At 41.9% G+C, this 23,334-nt stretch carries 15 protein-coding genes; 3 read left to right on the top strand and 12 right to left on the bottom strand.

Annotated elements, in window-relative coordinates:
* Nucleotides 1-20 precede the first annotated feature (20 nt).
* Entirely contained in the window at nt 21-599 is a 579-nt protein-coding gene (locus tag R2R35_RS06925) for a DUF1854 domain-containing protein (RefSeq protein WP_317733773.1), read from the bottom strand.
* A 40-nt stretch (nt 600-639) separates the two neighbouring features.
* On the bottom strand, nt 640-3,135 hold the full coding sequence (locus R2R35_RS06930; protein ID WP_317733774.1) for an ABC transporter ATP-binding protein: 2,496 nt from the start codon (nt 3,133-3,135) through the stop codon (nt 640-642).
* A gap of 564 nt (nt 3,136-3,699) precedes the next feature.
* Between R2R35_RS06930 and R2R35_RS06935 the strand changes: the two genes are divergently transcribed.
* Both R2R35_RS06935 and R2R35_RS06940 read left to right on the top strand, forming a co-directional pair.
* Nucleotides 3,700-4,602, top strand: a complete 903-nt coding sequence (locus R2R35_RS06935; RefSeq protein ID WP_317733775.1) for an AraC family transcriptional regulator — start codon at nt 3,700-3,702, stop codon at nt 4,600-4,602.
* Nucleotides 4,603-4,684: 82 nt separating this feature from the next.
* Complete coding sequence (locus R2R35_RS06940) at nt 4,685-5,986, top strand: LysM peptidoglycan-binding domain-containing protein (RefSeq protein WP_317733776.1); 1,302 nt, start codon at nt 4,685-4,687, stop codon at nt 5,984-5,986.
* A 571-nt stretch (nt 5,987-6,557) separates the two neighbouring features.
* Here the strand turns inward: R2R35_RS06940 and R2R35_RS06945 are convergent.
* The 5 genes from R2R35_RS06945 to R2R35_RS06965 all read right to left on the bottom strand — a co-directional run bounded on the left by R2R35_RS06945 (nt 6,558) and on the right by R2R35_RS06965 (nt 16,130).
* Entirely contained in the window at nt 6,558-7,853 is a 1,296-nt protein-coding gene (locus R2R35_RS06945; protein ID WP_317733777.1) for a glycoside hydrolase family 27 protein, read from the bottom strand.
* A gap of 154 nt (nt 7,854-8,007) precedes the next feature.
* Nucleotides 8,008-9,681, bottom strand: coding sequence for a carbohydrate-binding protein (locus R2R35_RS06950; protein WP_317733778.1), 1,674 nt, complete (start codon nt 9,679-9,681; stop codon nt 8,008-8,010).
* Between the two features lie 106 nt (nt 9,682-9,787).
* On the bottom strand, nt 9,788-11,833 hold the full coding sequence (locus R2R35_RS06955; RefSeq protein ID WP_317733779.1) for a family 43 glycosylhydrolase: 2,046 nt from the start codon (nt 11,831-11,833) through the stop codon (nt 9,788-9,790).
* Nucleotides 11,834-11,895: 62 nt separating this feature from the next.
* The gene (locus tag R2R35_RS06960; protein WP_317733780.1) at nt 11,896-13,839 is read right to left on the bottom strand and encodes a carbohydrate-binding protein; all 1,944 of its coding nucleotides are present in this window, start codon (nt 13,837-13,839) and stop codon (nt 11,896-11,898) included.
* Between the two features lie 557 nt (nt 13,840-14,396).
* The gene (locus R2R35_RS06965; RefSeq protein ID WP_317733781.1) at nt 14,397-16,130 is read right to left on the bottom strand and encodes an RICIN domain-containing protein; all 1,734 of its coding nucleotides are present in this window, start codon (nt 16,128-16,130) and stop codon (nt 14,397-14,399) included.
* A 399-nt stretch (nt 16,131-16,529) separates the two neighbouring features.
* Here R2R35_RS06965 and R2R35_RS06970 point away from each other — a divergent pair, with 399 nt between their 5' ends.
* Nucleotides 16,530-17,429 (top strand): AraC family transcriptional regulator, encoded by a 900-nt coding sequence (locus tag R2R35_RS06970; RefSeq protein WP_317733782.1) that lies wholly within the window; start codon nt 16,530-16,532, stop codon nt 17,427-17,429.
* Nucleotides 17,430-17,568: 139 nt separating this feature from the next.
* On the opposite strand, the gene R2R35_RS06975 is transcribed toward R2R35_RS06970, so the two are convergent.
* The 5 genes from R2R35_RS06975 to R2R35_RS06995 form a co-directional block, all read right to left on the bottom strand.
* The gene (locus R2R35_RS06975; protein ID WP_317733783.1) at nt 17,569-19,764 is read right to left on the bottom strand and encodes an alpha-galactosidase; all 2,196 of its coding nucleotides are present in this window, start codon (nt 19,762-19,764) and stop codon (nt 17,569-17,571) included.
* Nucleotides 19,765-19,803: 39 nt separating this feature from the next.
* Nucleotides 19,804-20,634: a carbohydrate ABC transporter permease gene (locus R2R35_RS06980; protein ID WP_317733784.1), complete on the bottom strand. Its 831-nt coding sequence runs from the start codon at nt 20,632-20,634 to the stop codon at nt 19,804-19,806.
* Nucleotides 20,635-20,669: 35 nt separating this feature from the next.
* The gene (locus R2R35_RS06985) at nt 20,670-21,593 is read right to left on the bottom strand and encodes a carbohydrate ABC transporter permease (protein WP_317733785.1); all 924 of its coding nucleotides are present in this window, start codon (nt 21,591-21,593) and stop codon (nt 20,670-20,672) included.
* A gap of 101 nt (nt 21,594-21,694) precedes the next feature.
* Nucleotides 21,695-23,020, bottom strand: a complete 1,326-nt coding sequence (locus R2R35_RS06990) for an ABC transporter substrate-binding protein (RefSeq protein ID WP_317733786.1) — start codon at nt 23,018-23,020, stop codon at nt 21,695-21,697.
* 98 nt (nt 23,021-23,118) lie between these two features.
* Nucleotides 23,119-23,262: a hypothetical protein gene (locus R2R35_RS06995; RefSeq protein ID WP_317733787.1), complete on the bottom strand. Its 144-nt coding sequence runs from the start codon at nt 23,260-23,262 to the stop codon at nt 23,119-23,121.
* Nucleotides 23,263-23,334 lie beyond the last annotated feature (72 nt).

Raw genomic sequence — 23,334 nt, forward strand, 5'->3', positions numbered from 1 at the left:
TTACCTCATTTCTGCCTGCCTTATAAAAACAGATCCAGTTTCTTTAACTCCTTCGCAGACAGTCTTCCTGTATCCGGTATTTCGAAACGGTTACCATCCAGATCCGTTATTATCAATCTGGTATCTGTCAGATGTACTACGGACCCGCCACCCATATGTATGGTAAAACGGCACTGTCCCTGATTGGTAACAACATCAAAATATGCAAATCCGTATTCATCCCTGATGTTGTTGATCTTCTCTATCATGGGGGTAAAATATCGCAGACGCAGCTGACTCATCAGCAGCTCTCTGGTCTGCTCGGACACATCTTTATTCAGATCCTTTATTATACCGATTTCCTTTGCCTTTTCATCGGGTTCCCTGATAGAAATGTAGCTGGTGTTATGTGTTAATGGGAAGGTATAATATACCTGTATCCTATGATAGAATTCCTCCCCCATCCTTAAAGAAACAAAACCTCCTTCTGTCGGTGCAAATTCTGCATTTTCCTCTGTGATAAAGCACAGCTTCATCATAGCTTCTGCTTCCTTCTCCATCACCTCCAGATCAAATTCATCCGATATATGGTTATTTATGTTCTCATCCTGTTTCTTCACAAATATTACCTCCTGCCTCTTACTCTGTCTGATTCAAGTTCTATACTCCCTTTAAAGCCAGAGCTTTGGTCTGTAGCTCCTTTAATTTATAATAGGTACCCTTTTTTGCAACAAGCTCTGTATGAGTACCTTCTTCCGTTACTTCTCCGTTATCAATCACCACCAGCTGGTTTGCATCTCTTAAAGTCGATAGCCTGTGTGCTATGGATATTGTGGTTCTGCCCAATACCAGATACTGAATGGATGCCTGGATGGCTTTCTCTGTCTCCGTATCCACAGAGGCCGTTGCCTCATCCAGAATAAGTATCTTGGGATTGGTAAGTATCGCTCTTGCTATGGAGATTCTCTGTCTTTCCCCGCCTGAAAGCTCTCTTCCCGAAGAACCGATAATGGTATCATAGCCGTCCGGCATCTTACAGATAAAGTCATGGGCACTTGCCAGCACTGCTGCATTAATGATGTCTTCTACGGAAGCGGAAGCATTTCCGTAAGCGATATTTTCAGCCACACTGCCCATAAAGATATATGTTTCCTGCGATACCATGGCTACATTCTGTCGGAGATCCTTAAAAGCTATATCCTTAATATTTATACCATCCAGAAAAATCTCCCCTTCTACAGGGTCATACAGCCTCGAGATAAGATTTACCAGTGTGGATTTGCCTGCACCGGACCTGCCTACAATTCCCAGCATCTTACCAGATTCTATTTTTAGATTTATGTTTTTAAGAACGGGCTTATTGGGTTCATAACCAAATGTCACATTCCTGAGTTCGATATCTCCTTTGATATCAGTAAGTGCTACCGGGTCTGCCTTTTCCGTAATATCTGGCACGGCATCGATAATCTCAAACATACGCTGGGCACTGTTCATACTCTCCGTAAACCACCGGAAAGCATAAGACATAAAATCCAGGGGACCGTTTAACTGCTGGACATAACCTGCAAAGGTCACCAGCAGACCAAAATACAGATTTGGTTCCTTGATCAGCAGATAGGAGCCAAGTCCCCATACCAGCAGGGATGCAATATTTTCAAAAGTACAATATAGTGCGAAGAACTTATTGTCAAACCCCACCAGGGACAATTCCGCATTGCGGACTTTCCCGTTACTCTTTTCAAACCTTGTGATTTCACTTTGCTGTTGTCCAAAGGCCTTCACCACCCTTGCACCGGTAAGATTATCATTCAGACAGGCATTCATGCTTCTTTCTGCCCGGTGGCGTTTTCCATAGAACTGCCAGAGCCTTGGAAGCAGACGAAAGCTTATGGTAAAGATAACCGGAACAAAGATTAAGGCTGTTATGGCCAGTTTCCAATTCAGACAGAACATAACAACAGACGTGGCAATCAACGTCAGAATATTAACAAACAGATACGGAAGTCCGTCAATATAAAAGCCCGTTACCCTTTCCGCATCACTAAGTACCCTGGTCATAAGACTTCCCGTTTGTCTGCTGTTATAAAAGCTCACCGACAGCTTTCCCATGGAATCAAATACCTGGGTCTTCATGCCTTTTACTACCTGAGGTACGATTTTTGCAGTGAGGACACCTTGCAGGATACCAACTGCCTGCAAAGTAATCTTCGTCAGCAGCATGACAAGGGCTACCAGTATCAAGGCAGTTGTATATTTCATAGCCGGATGCCCAAGAAACTGAAGAAAAGCACTGTCTCTTGCCAGAACCTTATCATAAAGAATTGTTCCGCTTAGATAAGGCCAGACCAGATTCAGTCCGGCGGTTATGATATAACAGAATATCATTAATATCATTGGCAGTATATATGGCTTAAAGTAGGCAAGGGAACGGATAAACACAGAATGCTTATCCATACAGCCGGGGCATATTTTCCGCTCACTGTCAGGATACATCCTGCCGCATTTTGGACAGTACTCATCCTTTTCCTCCAGTTTTAAGTCTTCTTCCGAGAGTTCACCCTTTTCCTTGAACACAGAAAAAAGCTTAACAAAATGCATTACCTCAGCCATTCTTAAATTGGTAAAGGCCGCAATTTTAAGCTCCCTGCTCATTTCAGTTTGGTTCTGTGCCGTGTTTGTTTCTGTAATCGTTTCCGCAATTGTTTCTGTTCTTGTTTCTGTGTTTGCTTCTGTGACTGTTTCTGTTCTTGTTTCTGTTATTGCTTCTGTAATTGTTGACGATTTACTTTTTTCGTTCCCAGATGCTTCCTTTTTTTGTTCTCCCTGATTGCCAGTACAGAGAATCCCTCCGCTGACATTCCGAAGAACCTGAAGACTTTCAATGTCCTTAAGCGGCAGCTTTTCCAGTGTATATTTATCCTCACTGCGTAAGAACCTTTCACTTTTCAGACCCGAACCTTTGAAATGAAATATTTCCTTATCAGTCCGTTCTGTAAGAATACAGATTAGCTCTGTCTTTGTAAGTATAACAAGACCTCTGGCAAATTCTCCTGTTAAAGTCATATCCGTCTGGGTATATGCAAGGATTTCATCCTTAACTGAGTTTTCCTTCAGACATTTAAGGATATCCCTCTGAAAATCTTTTATCCTCTCCACGCTATCACCTCTTTGTTTCCATCAGAAAAGCCCTGTCACTTTGTATTTATTATACAAATAATATAAATTTCAAGCTGATTTGATGATTTATTTGCACAGTTTATTACCCAGTTTTAGGGTCTAGACTATAATAGTTCATATCTTTTACAGTGACAATGATTTATAATGTGATAAAATTGACATATTGTTATAATTTTCCTGATTATTTTTCATAGCAAAAAGCCTCTTTTTATAGTGTGGCTTTTCTTACCTCCTTGTTAGGAATGCTGTATATCAGGCATTTTTCGAACTTATGTTTTGTTTTTATGAAAATTTGGAAAAGTTCTAATTCAACTACTAGTTTAATACAATTGCAAAAACTTGACTTATCCTTTCATTATTGACCAGGATATACATAAAAACACTGCAGTGTGACACTCAGAACAAAATAATGGATTTACAGATATTCAAAAAAGCTACCTATAAATTTCAATTACAGAACTGTAAGTGAATTGACTTTTTATTGGAATACCACTATTATAATATCAAAGTATAGTGGTATTGTAAGTACCTTGCAGGTAAAGGATGGAGATATATACAATGCATTTTGAGACAGGTTTTTACGGATTTGTTCATATCGGAAATATAGGGACCGAATCCCTATGTATTCAAGACTTGGGATTGGAAAAGCGGCAGAATGAAACTTATTACTACAACAACAGGAATAGAGATTATCCCGGTTATCTGTTTCAGTATACCTTAGAAGGCTGCGGTATTTATGAAACGTGTGATAACCAGTATCGGCTGACAAAGGGCAAAGCTTTTCTTCTCTCCTTCCCGGATGAAGGCAGTTATTATCTTCCTCCCGCCAGGAACAAGGAGGATAACTGGACTTATTTCTTTATACACTTTTACGGTCCTGCTGTTGAGCCCTTTTTCAGACGGATAAGAGATATAGCAGGACCGGTAATGTCTCTGGATATGGAAAGCACGGCTGTTCGCCTGTTCTTTGAAATATTTCATTCTCTGCAATGCAAAAGGAAGCTAGAGCCCTACGAAGACAGTGAATGGCTCTACCGTTTTCTTGCTGCATTACTCAGAAATATGGAAATGCCTTCCGGCAGCAGTGCCAACTCCCATGTATCTGCCGCTATGGACTGGCTGCAGACACAGTATGCGAAACCTCTGAGTCTTGAGGAAATGAGCAGAGAAGTTGGCGTTTCCTTATCCCATTTAAGCAGACAATTCCGCAAAGAGAAAGGCGTTACCTTAATCCAGTACCTTACGGGAATACGTCTGGAGCATGCCATGAATCTCCTTATAAACAGCGGACTACCAATTAATAAGATTGCAGAAGAATGTGGTTTTACAAATGGTAATTATTTTACCAAGGTATACAAAAAGGTATTTCATATTACACCGGAAGAATACCGGCGCCAGCACCGGGTAATTACAGACGTCAGAGCAGCTGCCAGGGATAATGAATAATTTTATCATCATATTTTACTATATTAATTATAATTCCAGGATTACTTAATATAATGTAACAATAAAAATTTTTGGGGATCTTGTGTATATACATGTTGTACAACCGTCAGAAACAATAGATTCCATTGCTGCCCTTTATGGTGTATCGATTACCAGCTTAATAAGAAGCAACGGACTGGTAAATCCATTTTCTCTGGTACCAGGGCAAACTATAGTTATAGCTAATCCTTCCAGGGTTCATACAGTTACAGAGGGTGAAACTTTGTTAGGCATTGCAGCTGCATATAATATCACACCTCTGCAGCTTTTCAGAAATAATCCATATCTCTCAGACAGTGATACTTTGTATGCGGGAGAAACTCTTATTATCAGTTATGACGTGGGACGTGAAGTGGCAACCAATGGTTTTGCCTATCAATATATTAATCTTGATACCTTGAAGAAAACCCTGCCTTTCCTCACGTATTTATCCATCTATAATTATGTGGCAACGGCAGAAGGCGATATCAGCAGTTATTATGACGATTCGGAAATTATTGCACTTGCAAAAGCATATGGTACCATTCCTCTGATGCTGTTGACAACTTTGACAATACAGGGTACGCCGAATCCCGAGATTGCTTTTCAAATACTAAATAACGAAGAATATCAGACTACCTTTTTAGCTGCTATGATTAGAATCCTGAAGGAAAAGGGATTATACGGTATTAATATTTTCTATAGTTATATGACTGCTGCCAACAAAGATACCTATGACAGGTTTACTGAAAAATTATATAATACATTAAAACAAGAGGGCTACCTGCTCTTAATCACGATAAATCCAATTATTGAATCCAGCGGGCTTTATCAGGAAGATATTGATTATTCCTACATCAGCCAGCACTGTGATTCCATTACCTTTTTAAGACTAATCTGGGGAACGAATAAAGGACCGCCGATACCGGTCATTTCCATAGGCACTCTGCAGCAGTTTGTAGAATATAATCTCACCACCATTCCAACCAGTGAGATTGGATTGGGTCTTCCAGTTATCGGCTACAGTTGGGAACTTCCATATCAGGAGGGAGAGTCCGTGGCAAATTCCCTGACGATCAATGCCGCCTTGACCATTGCCAGCGATGCCGGTGCAACAATACAATACGATGAGCTTTCACAGACACCTTATTACTTCTACGAAGAATACCGCATTACGGAATCCCTGCAGCACATCGTTCGATTCATAGATGCAAGGACAACGAACGGCCTTATGAATTTAATAGCAGGTTATGGTTTATTGGGAATTGGTATCTGGAATATAATGATTTTTTATGATCAGCTTTGGCTTATCATCAATTCTCAATACCAGATTATCAAACGAATGAAAGACATACTACAGGACTAATTAAGGTCCTCCAAAATTATCCCTCCTTTAACTCTAAAAAGACCCACGAAAAGGTAGCCCTGTATAAGACCGTATAAAAACTAAACTTGTTTATGGGTACTGCCAATTATTGATGTCTAAAAACAAGCGTATCGTTCCGAATGGGCGATACGCTTGTTTTTACTTTATAGAATACTCTTAGTCTTCATATGCTTGCACTTTTCATTTTCATGCATTACTATTAAAACCCTCCATTATAACACCAGACTTTGTTTTGGTGTTATTATGATGAAATAGAATGGTGGTGAAAAAATGAATACCAAGCATACCTCTGATTGAAGAACAAATCGTCCTGCAGTGTAAGCAGGTTGCGCAGGCAGAATATTCACACAGTTATGATTTAATTGGGATTCTGCCTGAACTAAATAACCTGATACAGGAAGAAATGGCGTAGCATTTACGCTACGCCATACTTCATTTTAATACTGTTTTACTAAGGACTAACTAAGGCTAATCCATATATGGGTCTTCTTCTCTTAATCATAACACTGAAATGTCCTTACCTGGAGTACTTCAATACATAACTTACCTCTTATGCATTTTTATATACTTTATAAAGCTTTGCTCCGTGAGGTGCTACCTTACTCTCAAAGCTGGCTCCAGCATTCTCAATAAGCTCCTGGCTCCACAGGTCCTCCAGTTGTATTCCTTGTAAAACGAACTGAGGCAGGTCTTCTTGGGTTACTTTAATGCTTTTCTCTACATCACTGAGATTGAAAAGTGCAAGATACCAAGCTTCTTCTGCGATATCTTTTGAGAGCCATACAGCCTGTTCTTTGTTTCTTATAATCTGTCTGGCTCCGGCTGACGCTGTCAACAGGCCCAACACCTTTTCATTGGTAAGGAGGCTTAAGGTCCATTCATCCAGTTTTGTAAGCTCGGCTCCCAGCATCAGCGGTGAACGGAAGATGCACCATAAAGTCATCATGGTTATTTGCTCATCCTTTGTAAAACCGGTATATCTTTCTCCTCCAAAGCCTTTTCCTACATAACCAAGGGGTAACATGTCACAATCCGGATAACAGCCTTCCGAAACGTGGTTCTGCCACAATTCACATCTCTCGAACATATTGGCAAGAAGGGGCCAGTTATCCCAGAAATCGTCGGTAATACGCCACATATTGGCATACTTTTCATAATACCAGGCCTGATTAATTAATGCCGGTCCAGGAGACAGACTCAATACCATAGGTCTCTTGCAATGCTCTATTGCATTGTGGAGCATTTCAATTTCTTTTTTGGCAGAAGGCATATCGTAACGTGCGATGTCATCGCATTTAATGAAGTCTACTCCCCACTCAGCATATAGTTCGAAAAGAGAATTATAATATTCCTGTCCGCCTTCCCGGTTTGTAACTACTCCATACATATCCGGGTTCCAGAAGCAGATGGAGGAAGGATCTGCTATTTCATTTGCAGTAAGCTCAGTCCCAAGAATCTTAGTGTGGTTATGAGCTGCTGCTCTTGGTATTCCTCTCATAATATGAATACCAAATTTTAAACCAAGGCTATGAATATAATCGGCTAAAGGCTTAAATCCCTGTCCATCTCTGGAGGAAGGAAACCGGTCTGGACATGGCAGCAATCTGGAATACTCGTCCATCTCCACTTTCCAAAAGGGGATATACTGATGGCGGTCTCTCTGAGAACCGGCATCGTATGCATACCACTGGATATCTACCACAATATACTCCCAGCCATATTTCTTCAGGTTAGCTGCCATATAATCCGCATTGGCTTTTATCTGCTCTTCGTTCACTGTTGTATCGTAATAATCATAACTGTTCCACCCCATAGGTGGAGTTACGGCAAATTGATTCTTATTCATTGCTGCCTCCCATAGAAATTATTTGATATAAAATAAGTAATCTATTTATATTATAAAACAACAATACAACAGCGACAAGAGTGTTTATCTGATATATATAGGTAATTATTTGATGTGTTTTATAGTGGTTTCTACCGGTGTCCGCTATTTGTGGCTACTGGGCAGTAATATTTATATTATCAATATTTGGTCCTTCTGTTCCTGTTGTAACTACTTTTAAGATATTGGTCCCACTATTCATAGCAGCTTGTACGGTTTTCTCTCCCCAGGAGGTCCAGCTTCCAGTTGCGGAAAAATCGGCATTGCTTATTACCTTCTGTCCGTTCACATAGATATCCAGGTTCCTTGTACCGGACGCCAGTGCGTAACGAAACTTGATATTCTTTGTTCCCGAGGTTGCACAGTAGATATTACTCCACTGTACGGATGCATCGCTGTTGGCAGTAAAATTCACATAACCTGCTCCGGTATAACCTGCGTTCACAGTTTCCGCAACGGCATTCGTCAGTGCAGTACCCGTTTCCGCTTCATAAGTAGTTCCGGTATTGCTGCTGCCGTTTAAATCAGCTACAAAGGTTGTAACACTCTGTGCCGGAAGCTGGGCAGTAAAGGAGCCGGCTGACATATTATAACCGGAACCGGCTGAAAGGTTTCGGGTTCTATCTGTTATCCAGGAGGATACGGTGGTTGCAGTTCCGTTCTGGAGTGTAAATTTTTGATTTATGGAAGAAGTGCTCTTGTTGATAGCAACGATAACAGCTTTATTATCACCTTTATAGGCCGATACAAAAACATTGGTATCAGGATTTTTGGTTGCATCTACCCTTACATATCCGGGTCTTACAAACTTTGAGAAATGAGCCATGTTATAGCCGCGTTTACTGATTGTACCATCCTCTTTCATCGGTCCGTATTGTCTGCGGATATACCACCAAACATAAGCCTGGAAATCTCCTTCTACCATGGAATTATGGATATGATAAGAAACCTCTAATGCTTCGGGCCAGGAATCCGCTGAATTATCATTGCTGTTCGGATAATACACTTCTGTCATCCAAAGCTCTTTACCGGCACCCTTTTGCTTGAAGAGAGGATAAGCAAAATTACTTACCTGTGTACCATATAAATGAGCACCCAGTATATCCATGTTGGCCAGTGCCTGTGAATCGTTTAGAATAGGGTCTGACATATTCTTCAGGTAAGAGAAGGACTCCGGTGCTATTACCCGGCAATTGATTGCTCCGGCATAATTTTTCATGAAGTTAAGCATTTCATCCGGTGTCCACCAGGTCCAGGTATGCGCATAATCGGGCTCATTCTGAACGGATATGGCATACAGCTCCACGCCGTTATTCTTCATATAAGTGACAAAATCGTTCAGATGCTGCGCATATGCGGCATACTTATCATAGCGGAGACGTTTTTGCCCGGCAACGCCATTACGTGTGAAGGTCTCAACCATATCACTGGGTGGATTCCAGGGTGAAGCAAATACGATTGCTCCTTTTTCAATCGCTTTCTTTGCTGTTGCCAATTCTCTGGACCAATTATTCTTATTTTCGTCTACATAGATTCTAAGAACTGTAAAGCCCAGCTGGTTATCTCCATTTCCAAAAGCTGTTTCTCTTTGTGATGCTGTTAAATCTCCAATCCAGGCAGGATGGTTGATTCCTCCAAATCCCCGGATCAATTGTTTTTCTGAGGCTAAATTAATTGTTACATCACTTGCTGCCAATACATTCGTCGGTTCCGGTACTGTAATAAGCAATGACAGTAACATGATACCAACTAGCATCGCACTGATTATTTTTTTTACTGTTTGTTTCATTTATCCATCTCCTTCATAATTTTATTCTCCCTGTTTCGGGTTTTGAGCTTCCCATCTGCTCTACACTTATACAATTGAGTCTTTCAACTCACTCCCCAGTATTAAGCTACTGAGCTGTAACTGTTATACAGTCAATATTTGGTCCCTCTGTACCCGTAGTTACTAGTTTTACTATATTTGTCCCGCTATTCATGTTAACCTGGATTGTTTTCTCCGTCCAGGAGGTCCAGCTTCCGGTTGCCGTAAAAGGGACATTGCTGATTACTTTTGTTCCATTTACATAAACATCCAGATTTCTTGTCCCTGACTCCAAAGCATACCTGATTTTAAGATTTTTCGTTCCTGTAATGGCACAAACTACATTATTCCACTGGACTGCACCACCATTCACCGCCGTAAAATTAACATAGCCGTTACCGTTATATCCGGTGTTAAGTGTTTCGACTATAGCGTCTGTAAGAGTAGTTCCCGTTTCTGCCTCATAAGTAGTTCCGGTGCCTCCGGTATTGCCTCCTGCAGAGGTATAGAAACGAAACCAGTTTACATCCACATATCCGGCGGCAGATGCCGTAGTATTATAGTTGTAGATACCGAACTTGTCTCCCTGGAAGAACCCAAGATCAAAGGGCATATTTAACTGACCGCCAAGCTGTGTAAAATTCACATTATCCGTACTGTAGGAAAATGTTGCTTTGTTGGTAAGAAGATCTGCACTTGCCCTTAAATATACAATATTTGAATTGAGTACTGGTCCAGTGGTAATCGTCCCGGCGGCATCCTCTTTGGCATTTATATTAGCCACTATTCGTTTTGTTCCACCAGCCTTAACAACTCCTATAGACCCATAGGGAATATTTAACAGACAAAGTCCCGCATTGTCACCATCCAGCATATTGGCTGTGTCAAGTTCTATTGTACCCTGGCAATCAGGTCCCTCCACTCTTTGTGTAAGGGTATTGGTTGCCCTCCATAGATTATTGGCATTTTTCCCACGAAGCCTCAGGTAACCCGGCCGTTCACTTAAGGACCATTTGGAATTGTCAGGATAATGATTCCACTGCCATTGTAACCCCAGTACAGAGGAACTGAATTCATCGGTATTGGGAATCGTCAAAATCGGATAGGTTGCACCGACATTTGGCTTTTTGTAGGTAATAGGGACATTTCCTATCGGATAATTTTTCCCTCCGAGGGTCACATTCTTAACCGTCGCCGGATCACCAAGCACAGGCCAATCCTCCTGCCATTGCATTGGTATTAATATATCTCTTCTTCCCAGACCGTTGCCATCCTGAAAGACATAAAACCACCATTCACCGGTAGGTGTATCAATTGGGCCACCCTGATGGATCTGACTGCCTCCCGGAATCCTCGGTCCGTCTAAGAGTATTCGCATTTCATATGGTCCATAAATGCTCCTGGAACGCAGACAGTAAGTATAAGATTCCGGTGGTGTTGAATTTCTGAAGATGTAATAATACCCATTCTTTTTCATTACATGGGTTCCTTCCACCAGATAATTGCCGGTAATTCCTTCTATTCGTGTGGTTACTGTACTGCTTGTCACCGACTTATAATCTGTGCTCAATTTGCTGACTTTCACATCATTTGCTTCAGAAATGATGTACCCCGTCCCATCATCGTCTATAAACAGTGCCGGGTCATGAAAGCCCTGATTAAATACCGTTTTGGTATACGGACCAGCCGGATTCGTAGCGGTACACAGTATAAATCTTCCCTGTGCCTGATAGATTCCCACGTAATAGATACCGTTTCGGTAAGCAATGGTAGGTGCCCAGCTGCCATGTCCGTAATCTTCAAAGGTGTTGGTCAGATTATAAGATTTTCCCGTACCGTTAAAATCCGTAGTTACATATCCTATAATCTCCCAGTTAACAAGATCCTTTGAATGAAGAATGGGTACAGAAGGAAAGGAAACGAAACTGGAACTGACCATATAGAAATCATTGTTTACACGAATTGCTGATATATCAGGGTAATCTGCATTTAAGATAGGATTGGTGTAAGTACCATTTCCGTTATCCGACTGCCAGGCCAGCACAGTATGATTGAACGAAAGAATCATTCCAAATATTATGAGAAGGCATATGGTATTTTTTATTAAGCCTTTCCAGCTTTTATAGCTAATCACGATAATTAATCCTCCTATTATAAATATTGAAAAACCATAAAGTAATTCACTTGATCCTTCGTTTAATATTGAGCTGAAACATTGACAGAATCAATATTTGGTCCTTCCGTACCGGTGGTTACAGCTTTTAAGGTATTTGTTCCACTGTTCATTGTAACCTGTATGGTCTTTTCAGCCCAGGAGGTCCAGCTTCCGGTTGCGTTAAAGGCAGCATTGCTGATGACTTTTACTCCGTTCACATAGATATCCAGATTTCTTGTTCCTGTTTCTAAAGCATACCGGAATTTTATATTTTTTGTCCCACTGACTGCGCAGTAAATGTTGCTCCACTGAACGGAGGCATCACTGTAAGCCGTAAAATTCACATACCCGGAACCGGTGTAACCGCTATTGATAGTTTCAGCAACTGCATTCACCAGAAGTGTTCCAGTCTCTGCTTCATAGGTAGTACCAGTACTGCTGCCAGGGTTGTTCTGTGAAAACTGCCAGTAATCAATATTAAATAAGTTTCCGGTACCGCTGCCGGTAAATACAAAGAAAACTTTGTGAACTCCGGTTGCACCGCTTATAGTTGTTTCTACCTCCCTCCAGGACTGGAGCCCTCCTGTAGAGGGTACACTAAGTGTTCCGACAAGCGATCCTGTTATACTGTCCAGCCGGATTTCAATTTGTCCCCCTGTAACAGAGGCTATGTTTGCTTTAAAGCTTTTAGCGCCACCAGCTCCAAAGTCTGCATCTCCTACTGCAATCCAGTCTCCGCTATGAATGCTGGTAACATTTTGATTGCTTACCGGTCCGCCGGCTGCCTGGCATTTTTCCGTTAAGATACCTCCATTCCAGCCTATGGTTTCTGCTTCTACCCGGTTATAGGGATTCAGATTAATAAGCTGGGAGATTCCTGCATAATTTGCTGATACTTCCTGTATGCTTCCGTTCCCGTTATGTACAAGTTTGTTGATATGGGGGGAACGGTAGCCTTTACCGGCTCCATACAAAGCCAAGCTAACTGTCTGGGCATGGTATGCCACATACCATTGGTTGTTCAGATTAAAAACAGAATGATGGTTGTTTCCGCCGGCTCCAAAAAATACTCCCGGATTTTTAAGGAAATGACCGGCATAGGTAAAGGGTCCCATAGGGCTTTGGCTGGTCATATAACCGATTTCACCTGCCGGTTTATCTGCCGGGTGGGTGCCGGAAAAATTAATGCAATAGGAATAGTAATAGGTTCCGTTATATTTGTGTATACCAGAATCTTCAAACATAAAGGGAGCATCAATTGTTGAAGCACTTCCCACTATGCTGGTCATATCAGAACCCAATTTTAATACCCTTGCCGTTTTGGGATTTGCCCTTTGCTCCTGGGTGGGATTGGAACCTCCTGGAATACCGCCTCCGCAATACAGATAGCCCGTCCCATCATCGTCTACAAATACTGCCGGATCAAATAACCAGACAACCCCTGACATGCCGGGTGTAGCGGTGGTTACCAGTGCCTTTCCCAAAGGATCGGACCATGGACCGATTGGACTGTCTGCCGTCAGAACACCGATACCTCCTGCTCCATTTGCAAAATAAAGAAAAAATTTATCCTTTCCATTGATATTTTTAACAGCTGCTGCAGGCGCCCAGGAAGCTCCTGCCCATTTCGCAATACCCTGTCCGCCGTTAGCACCATTTGCACCTGCTACCGGCACGGCACCATGGTCTGTCCAGTTCACCATATCCTCGGAGGATATAACAAATACACTCTTTAAATTTGCAAAGGAATTTTCTTTGATGGTGCCATCGCTGTTATATTCATAATTATCGCTGGACATATAGAGGTATACTCTGCCGTTGTAAGTCAGCGCAAAAGGGTCTGCGCCCAGATGATGATCAATCAACGGATTCGAATTTCCAACAGATTTGGCTATGGTAGAGCTTGCAGCATAAACAGTCATACCTGGCAAAAGTGTGACAATTAATGCACATACTAACATAACCACCCCAAATTTCTTACTCATAATACATAACCCCCTTTCATTCTTTACACCCATTGCATATCGCAGGCCTGCCTGCGATAGCTGCAAACAAAAAAAGTGTGAAAGAAGCTCCCGTGTCATTCCCTCAATTTATTCGTTTCTCTCACTCTTTTCTCATCGCTTCTTCCCTCTCTTAATTGCACCATTTTAATCCTTTCAAGCTTGTGGCGTGCAAAACACAAACTTTCGTTACACCCCTCTTCTCCCCTCCTTTATATTTTTTGATCCAGTTGTCTGAATATTATTCCGTCGTGTATCATATTGGTAACATTCACAATAACAAACACAAAAATTAATGTTATTTCATTACATTTACTATGTTTTATATATCCATTTTGTAATTATACATTAATTTTCACTACCAATATACACTTATTTTACCATTTATTTGATAATTATGTCAAGTTTATTCGGGTAGTCATTTTTTACGTACACAACAGCTTGTTCCTTTATCATATCAACTCTTTATCATATCAACTCTCTGGTACCATAATATGGCCTATGTATCACAAAAGCAGATACATAGGCCTGTTCTTCTATCAAGGAGCAACAAGCTGCCATTGCTGGTTATAGCCCCCGTTATTGCTCCACTGTAATACATTTCCTCCGTCTGCCAGGGAACCCCTGTCTACATCCAACAGTTTACCACTGTTTACATTTACTACATTATAGTAACCATTCCCTAAGTCTATCAGGTTCCATCTCTGGTTGTTCTGTCCGTTATCGGTCCATTGGATTACATCTGCCCCTTCAGCCGTAGAGCTGTTATAAACATCCAGTGCTTTTTGACTGTTGACGTTTATGAGCTTATAGCCGTTACCCATATTCGTGATTACCCATTTCTGATTATTTCCACTACCTGAACTCCATTGGATAACATCTGCTCCATTGGCGGTGGAACTTTCCTTTACATCCAGAGCTTTGCCGCTATTACGGTTAATCAGTTTATAGGTTCCTCCCGATAGAATACCTCCGCTTCCCGGCGTTATATATATCCGGTATCCCGAACTGTTGTTACAGCCTGATAAGCTTACGGATATCTGTCCATTTACCACGGAATAATTGGAATTTGATATGGTAGTAGTACCGTTTGATACGGTATCCTTACTTATCCAGTCAATCTTTTCAATCTTAACGGACGCCGTAGACCCTATAAAGGATGGAATATTCTTGATGGTTGTATTTATGGTTCCATCATTTGGTCCGCCAAAGATAAAGCTGATATACCTGGCGTTGGAATCTACGCAGGCTGCTCCGTCTACCTGATTGCTGTCGTCGTTAGGCGGTGCAACTGATACCATATTTCCGCTCATATCACCATACCATTTATAGAAATACCAACCGGCTCCTTTTTGAGTATTTGTTGCGAGAAGACTGCCCAGTCTGCCGGGAGTAGGAACGTACCACCAGGTAATACAAGCGCTCTCTACTTTATATCGTTCAAATTTAGCAATATATCGTGCCGAGGATCCGGGTTGCCCCTCCAGGCTGTGGTCCGGGTCACAGTATTCATTGATACTAATTGGCAGGGCATTGATACCAAGGGAAGCTTCCAACGCTCTGTAATCCCTTAAATGGGGTGATACTACTTCCGCACCGCCTCCACCACCAAGTTCATGCCAACTCATAATATCAGGCATACAATTGTTACTCTTGCAAAAGCTTAAAAAACTGCTCAGTCTGGTACGATTGTAATAACTGTCACAGGGACCAATGATCTTGGCTCCGGGATCATTGGCGCGTATAACATCATAGGTCTGCTTCCACATGTCATGAAAGGTTCCGTTCGCGGAATTCCAGGTACCATCCGGTTCGTTCCAGATCTCATAACCATAGAAGTTATCCCTTCCGGAAGCTTTTTTATCGGCTATAAAAGCTTTCACCTGATTCAGCCAGCTCGTCATACCGGGCCATTTATAGGGCCATCCCGGCAGCATGTCCGCCAGATCAATGGATATCTTCGCACCCGGCACCGAGGCTAATTTAGCCGAAACAAGGATAGCATCTCCAAAAGCATGCTGGTTTCCGGCACTTCCTCTGGCTGGATTCCTCAGTACATAAGGGTTTAACGGTGCAATAAGTCCGTTGACATCCGCCGGTATGCTCTCCGTAACTCCATATAGCGAGCCATTCGCACAATGTGTCACACCCCTTAATACATTTGCGCAATCTACCGTCATTGAATTAGCAGCGAGTACCGGAAGCTCCGGGATCATGGTCAATAACAGCAGAATGCCAAGTGTAAAAGCCAATATCCTTTTTACCTTATTCATAGATCTACCTCCTCAATTTTTTACCTTCTCTTTGTTTTACCTTCTGAAATTTTTGTTTACACTCTTTTTACCCCTCAATTACTGCCTCCTTTCCTTCCATATTTCTATAAAAGAGTATAACTCATTTCATTCCGCCAGCTTTTAACTTCCCGTTTTCTTTATCAGCCTCCGAGTTCCTTACCAAAGTGTATATTTTACTGTTATAAGCATAACACCATGCTTCCTTTTCCGGTATGGTTTATTGTAATATTTATATGTTTAAATGTGTTGTTATGGTATTTTTTATACATATTGCACAATTTTTCAATTGGAAATTCGTATGGACAAATTATTCCATATTTGCTACCATTAACGTATCAATACACACCTCTTATGGGGAAAAGAAAGGGTCTTCTATAAATGCCAACAAATGTAAAATATACGGATTCAGCCCGTTATAAATGCCTGGAATATCTGAAAAAAGCATCCATGGATTTGTATCTATGCTATTGTGGCTCACAGATATGCTGTGCTGGGCATGCTTACGGTCCTGAAATAAGGAAGGAGTATTTAATCCACATCGTATTAAAAGGAAGAGGTTATTATACCGTCGGCAGCAAAACCTATGAAATCGGTCCTGACACCGCTTTTCTGATTCTCCCCGGTGCCACAACCTATTACGAGGCAAGTACAGATGACCCCTGGACTTATATATGGGTGGGGTTTAACGGAATCAAAGCAGAAGCAGCTTTAAAGCATGCACATTTCTCGAAAGATAATCTGATTGTACCCATAAAGAATACGGAACCTTTCGTTACCTGTGTTAACGGTATGCTTGCGTCCAGTCAGCTGACCTTTTCCAATGATTTTGCAAGAGAGGGCTATCTTTATCAGTTTATTTCCTATCTGGTCCAGAATCAGCAAAACCTTGAGAACTCGGAGGAGGTTCATGATTACTCCTATCAAGTGTATGTTGAACATACGCTGGAATACATAGAACATAATTTCTCCGGTAACTTAAAAGTTCAAAGTATAGCAGACTATATCGGTATTAACCGTTCCTATCTGACTAATTGCTTTAAAAACGTCCTGAATATGTCCCCTCAGGAATACATTTTGAATTACCGTATGAATCAGGCAAGCATACTCCTAAAAAATACGATGCTGCCGGTGGGAGAAATTGCATATAAGGTTGGATATGATGATGCCTTGAACTTCTCCAAAGCTTTTAAGAAGATTTACGGAATTAATCCGACGAAATATCGCAGTACGACCGAAAGTCTTGATATTTCAGATAAGGACACCCAGAACAGGTTATAAAGGTGCTGTATAGATTGACAGACCGGAGAAATCATGAGCTTTCTCCGGTCTGCCAACCTTTACAGCACCTCTGTCAACGCTTTCGTATTCTTAAATTAGTCTTTTGCTGATAACTATAACCCCCTTGGATCAGCATGTTTTAGATCTCTTCCGTAATTTCATACTGAAAGGCTTGATAGTCTCCCCAGGGATTGGGTAAATCAAATCCGGCATGCATAAGTGCTGCACCGCTGTACCGTTTATCTCTTCCGCTTATTCGATAGAGTGCCATTTCTTTCAGTCCCCGAAGCAAAACCGTATAAAAATTGGGATTGCCGTGGCTTTGGTGGAAAACAACACTGAGAAGACTCCTGGTTCTATCCTTGGAAACGAACTGCCAGGATGTAAATTCGTTGTTTTCATAAGGGCTGGACAAACGGTAGTATTCACCTGTCTGTATTAACTCATAATTCCGCTTGTATATTTCTACCTGCTCCCTGATAGCATTCTTCTCCTCCAGAGACAATACGTTTACATCCAGTTCATAACCAAAGGTGCCTGCCATAGCCACAATTCCTCTGGTATGAAAGGGAGTGAATCGCCCTGTCTGATGATTGGGAACAGCAGATACATGGCTTCCTACTGCGCTGATGGGGTATCCAAAGGAAGTACCGTATTGTATCTTAAGCCTGTCATAAGCATCTGTATTATCGGAACACCAGATCTGAGGCATGTAGTAAAGCATACCTGTATCAAAGCGTCCCCCTCCGCTGGAACAGCCCTCAAACAGAACCTCTTTATAATTTTCAGTCAGCCGTTCCAACACTTTGTACAGACCCAATATATAATCGTGGAATACCTGTCCCTGGTGTTCTTTCTCTTTCAGTGCAGACCAGGCTTCCGCTATGCTTCTGTTAAAATCCCACTTGATATATTCAACCTTCCCACTGTCTATAACAGCTGCAATGGAATCATAAATGTAATCCCTGACATCCTGCCTTGTCAAATCAAGTACCAGCTGGTATCTGCACCTGGTTTTTGGTCTTCCCGGTATCTGCAGGCACCAGTCTGGGTGTTTTCTGAACAGATTGCTCTCTTCATTTACCATTTCCGGCTCAAACCAGATTCCAAATTTTAAACCGGCAGCATTCACCCTGTCAGCAAGTTCCCTTAAGGACGTTCCAAGCTTTTCTGTATTGACCTTCCAGTCTCCCAGTCCTGAATAGTCATCGTTTCGATTGCCAAACCAGCCGTCATCCATAACCAGCATTTCAATTCCAAGCTCTGCTGCTTCCTCTGCAATTTGCACCAGCTTCTCGGTATTAAAATCAAAATAGGTAGCCTCCCAGTTATTAATGAGTATTGGTCTTCTCTTATTCTTAAAGCTGCTCCTGCAGATATTATTTCGAATGAGTTTATGAAAGTTATGGGACAGCTTTTGCAGCCCCTCAAAGGAATAACTCATCGTCGCCTCAGGTGTAACAAATTCATCCCCCGGCCCTATCTCATAACGAAAAAAAACAGGATGAATTCCCATTGCAAAACGGGTCTGCCCAATCTGGTCAACTTCCACCTGTGCCTGAAAATTCCCGCTGTATAGAAAGGAAACGCCGTAGCATTCACCACTTGTCTCCGTTGCCGTCCTGTTAGCCAGTATAACAAAGGGATTATGCTGATGGCTGCTTAACCCGCGCATACTCTCCACCGACAGCTTGGCATGACCTACCGGCGTCCTTTCAAATTCCCTCTCCTGAGAGTGTTTACCATAAAAATGAATGAGATCGAAGTGGTTACTAGGAAACTCTAAACAGGTCGATAATGCTTTCGTCAGCTTTATGCTGTCTCTGCCCTTATTTCGTATTTTGACTGCACGGGTTATAACATCGTACTCCTCTATTACTCCATAATATAACTCTACTTCAAGCTTTGATACCTCATCCTCGCAGGTTATGACAAGGGTATGCGCTGTAATCTCCTCCGTTTCATAAACCGCCGGAAGCCCTGGAAGATGATATTTTCCTTTTCTTATGCTGTGACCTTTATACCGAAGGTCAGCTGCGCAGCTGCCATCCTCATTCAGAACCTCCAGACAGGAGATTCTGTAATCTCCCATTCCAAAGGCAGAATATTCCTGCAGCTGGGTATCCAGCGAAAAAGTTCTGTCCTTTTCAGCTTCATTGGGATTGCCGCAATGGCTTCTGTCCATCTTCCTGATCAGATAATCCAGATTCCCTTCTACCTTTTTTCCGTAATACAGGTGCAGCAAGGTATTATAGGGTCCGACCTTTATATGATAGGAGGTATTCTCCGTGTATAATATAAATCGCTTATCCTGTTCGTAATATGTAATGGCCAAATGATTTTCCTCCCGATTTGGATTGTTCGTGTCACTTTCTTACAATTTGCCGCCGCTGGTCGCAATCCCTTCAATAAACTGCCTTTGGAATATGATGTAGAGCAGCATCATAGGCCAGATAGCCAGTACCGAGGATGCCATCAGTTCAGGATATTTAACAGAATAGGCACTCTGTATCTTTGAAAGCGCTGATGATAAGGTGGCGGAATTCTCCTGATTATTTACGATTAAAGGCCACATTAAATCCTTAAAGGCAAAAAGGGCGGTAAAGATTGCTAGGGCAACTAGACCTGATTTGGTTAAAGGAAGCATAATCCTCCAGAAAGTCTTCCAGATATTGCATCCGTCCAGTCTGGCTGACTCCTCCAGTTCCTTTGGCAATCCAAGAAAAAACTGCCGAAGCAGGAAGGTTCCAAAGGCACTGACAAGCCCAGGAAATACAAGTGCAAAGATGGTATTACGCATATTTAAGAAATCCACCATTAGATATTGCGGAATTACAAAGATCTGTACCGGTACCATCATCTGAAAGAGCACAATACCAAACAGAAAATTCTTCCCGGGAAAATGAAGCCTGGCAAAGGCATAAGCTGCCATAGCAGAAAAAAATACCGCACAAAGAACACGCAGCAGCATCATTGTAAAGGTGTTAAAGTACAGACGGATAAAATTATTATTCATCCATACAGCCTTATAGTTGTCCCATTGTAGCACCTTTGGAAAATACACATAGGGATTCATGGAAGTAGACTCCGTTACAGACTTTAAGGAGGTCAGAACCATCCATAGAAAAGGAAATAACATGATAATAGCACCCGCTGCCAATACGATATGCAGTATGATGCCTGTTCTAATTTTTTTTGATTTCATCAACTCTCCATTCCGTCATCCAAAAGACTTCTGTCTTACATATAGCTGACCCACTTCTTCTGTGCTTTCATCTGCAGCATAGTAATCATCATGATAATTACCAGCAGCAGGACAACAATTGCCGAGCCGTACCCCTTATTGCTGTATTTAAAGGAATTATTGTAAAATAAATAAACCAATGAAACGGTACGGTTATAGGCAGGGTTAGCAACATCTATCATCATAAAGATTACGTCAAACACCTGCATGGAAGATATTATACTGGTAACTGCCACAAAGAATAATGTTGGAGATACCAAAGGCAGGGTAATATGCAGGAACTGATTTACTCTCGATGCCCCATCAATCTCACTTGCTTCATAGAAATCTCCTGGTATCTCCTGAAGCCCCGCCAGTAGAATTACCATACAATAGCCAATGGTACTCCAGATACCGATGACAGCAATTGAAACCAATGCGATATCCGGACCTTCTGTCCATTTTACCTTTCCTATTCCCAGGTTATGAAGTATATGATTGAGAAACCCGAACTGATAATTGTATAACCATCTCCAGACCATTGTCACCGCAGCTGGTGCAGCTACCATTGGTACAAAATATATGGTTCTGTAGATACCCTTCCCTCTGACCCTCCTATTCAGCACAACTGCCGCCAACAGTGCGATTGCCATTGTAATTGGTACCACCAGACCGGTATAGACCAGTGTATTACGAACAGCATACCAGGTCTGTACATCCGAAAACATGTCTCTGTAATTCTTAAGTCCAATAAATATATTTCCTTTTCCAAAGGCCCCGCTCTTAAAAAAGCTTAGATATACCGTCTGCAGGATTGGAATAATATTCAAAATGAATAAACCGATGATTGTAGGCGCAATCATGATATATGCCCACTTCCATTCATTCAGGACATTTCGCGGGATTTTTCTTTTTCTGGCGGTATCTTTCATTACTGCCATTATTATCAGCCTCCTTGGATTAGTGCACAGGTACTCCTCCTGCCGCCTTCGTTCAAGTCCGGCTGCCATCCGGGCAGCCAGACTACTTGTTACGTTTGTTTTTATTTCTGCTCATGCTCTATGGCATTGTTCATCATAGCTGCAACTTCCTTACAGGCAGCCTCCACATCTCCTCCATTTGCATAAACATTCGTTAAAAGTTCATAGGCCTTATCCTCCCATAAGCTGGTCTGATTCGTATAGGGCCTGATCTGAGCATAAGTCACCATGTCTAAATATGCCTGTACCTGAAATCCTGGATATGCCTTGGTCCAGGCATCTGCCGTGCCGTTATAGGCAGAGATTGCAATTCCCAGTTCTGCCTGTTTCTTTTGCCCTGCTTCGTTGCTTAAGTACTCGAGCCATTTCCAGGCTTCCTTTGGATGTTCTGTAGTTGCTGCGATACAGTTGCCCAATCCGTTAAAGATGGAAGCCTGACCGCCATTATTTGATTTCGGAAGTACGGCAACATCACAGTTTTTTGCTATGTATTCATTGGCCGCAAAGCCGGAAAGATTCCAGGAGCCAAAGAATGCCATTGCTGTCAAGCCGTTCTGGAAGGCTTCTGCCCTTTCAGCATCTCCTGTAATTACCGGGGAAAGCCCATTCCTTACAAAGTCAAAGTAATATTTGATTGCATCTATTGTCTTTGGATCATCATAACCGGACTTCTTATCTGGCGTAACAATGGTTCCCCCATTCTGGTATACGAAGTTGTAATAACCCTCCTGATTGTGAAGAGGTGCAAGGATACCATACTGAGAGCCGTCCTTCTTGGTAAGCTTCTCGGCTGCTGCCTTAAGGTCCTCCCAAGTCCAGTCCCCATTAGGGTAAGCCACACCGGCTGCATCAAACATGGTCTTGTTGTACCAGAGTCCGATGGTATCGTAATCCTTGGGGATGGCGTACTGCCTGCCCTCCAGATTGTAAATCTGATTCAGCCCGGCCGGATAGTTTTCTAATTTAATATCGCTGCTGCTATTGATCTCATCTGTCAGATCCAGCAGCTGACCGTTTGAGGCATAATAATATATATTATTGGAATGCATCCAGAAGGTGTCCGGCAAAGACCCGCCGGTTGCTGCTGCTTCCAAAGCAGTCCAATAATCAGACCAGCCATTAACCTGGATATCTACATGAATTCCTGTTTCTGTTTCGAAGGCATCCGCCAGCTGCTGAATTAATTTTGCCTGATTGGAATCCCATACTGCATAACTGATTGTTACCCCTTTGACAGTTTCCGTGGCAACGGGTGTTTCTGATGCTTTCGCATCTTTTGTTGGATCCGGATTGACGGTTTCTTTTGAATTTAAATTTTTACTGCATCCTGCCATGAATGACATTACCAATAAGATACTCAAAAAAATACTCAAAGCTTTCTTTTTCATATAATTAATCTTCCTCCTCTGGTTCGTTCTTCTGGAACTAGTTTCATCTTATCATGAATACAAATTGCAATAAATGGAAATTTGTAATATATTTATGTTTAAATGTGCAATCCGGGGAGTTCTTTGTCTATAATCACGAAAGCCTTAAGACTGGTTCCATTAAAAATTTTCCCCTCCATACTTTTACCTGATGCTGGATTGGTGTTTCCATTATCTATCCTGTTAAAGGCATGAATCCCCATTTCCTTTAACAGCTCCTATCAATGAGAATGAGACAGTTTTCTGATTCAATGCGCTATAGCAATGTAAGTTTG

Origin of the sequence: Anaerocolumna sp. AGMB13020, from assembly GCF_033100115.1 — a bacterium.
GTDB lineage: Bacteria > Bacillota > Clostridia > Lachnospirales > Lachnospiraceae > Anaerocolumna.

Excerpts from the sequence above, each read along its gene's own strand:
- R2R35_RS06935 (WP_317733775.1), top strand. The coding sequence starts at position 3,700 with ATGGAGATATATACAATGCATTTTGAGACAGGTTTTTACGGATTTGTT.
- R2R35_RS06945 (WP_317733777.1), bottom strand. The coding sequence starts at position 7,853 with ATGAATAAGAATCAATTTGCCGTAACTCCACCTATGGGGTGGAACAGT.
- R2R35_RS06950 (WP_317733778.1), bottom strand. The coding sequence starts at position 9,681 with ATGAAACAAACAGTAAAAAAAATAATCAGTGCGATGCTAGTTGGTATC.
- R2R35_RS06960 (WP_317733780.1), bottom strand. The coding sequence starts at position 13,839 with ATGAGTAAGAAATTTGGGGTGGTTATGTTAGTATGTGCATTAATTGTC.
- R2R35_RS06965 (WP_317733781.1), bottom strand. The coding sequence starts at position 16,130 with ATGAATAAGGTAAAAAGGATATTGGCTTTTACACTTGGCATTCTGCTG.
- R2R35_RS06970 (WP_317733782.1), top strand. The coding sequence starts at position 16,530 with ATGCCAACAAATGTAAAATATACGGATTCAGCCCGTTATAAATGCCTG.
- R2R35_RS06980 (WP_317733784.1), bottom strand. The coding sequence starts at position 20,634 with ATGAAATCAAAAAAAATTAGAACAGGCATCATACTGCATATCGTATTG.
- R2R35_RS06985 (WP_317733785.1), bottom strand. The coding sequence starts at position 21,593 with ATGGCAGTAATGAAAGATACCGCCAGAAAAAGAAAAATCCCGCGAAAT.
- R2R35_RS06990 (WP_317733786.1), bottom strand. The coding sequence starts at position 23,020 with ATGAAAAAGAAAGCTTTGAGTATTTTTTTGAGTATCTTATTGGTAATG.
- R2R35_RS06995 (WP_317733787.1), bottom strand. The coding sequence starts at position 23,262 with ATGGGGATTCATGCCTTTAACAGGATAGATAATGGAAACACCAATCCA.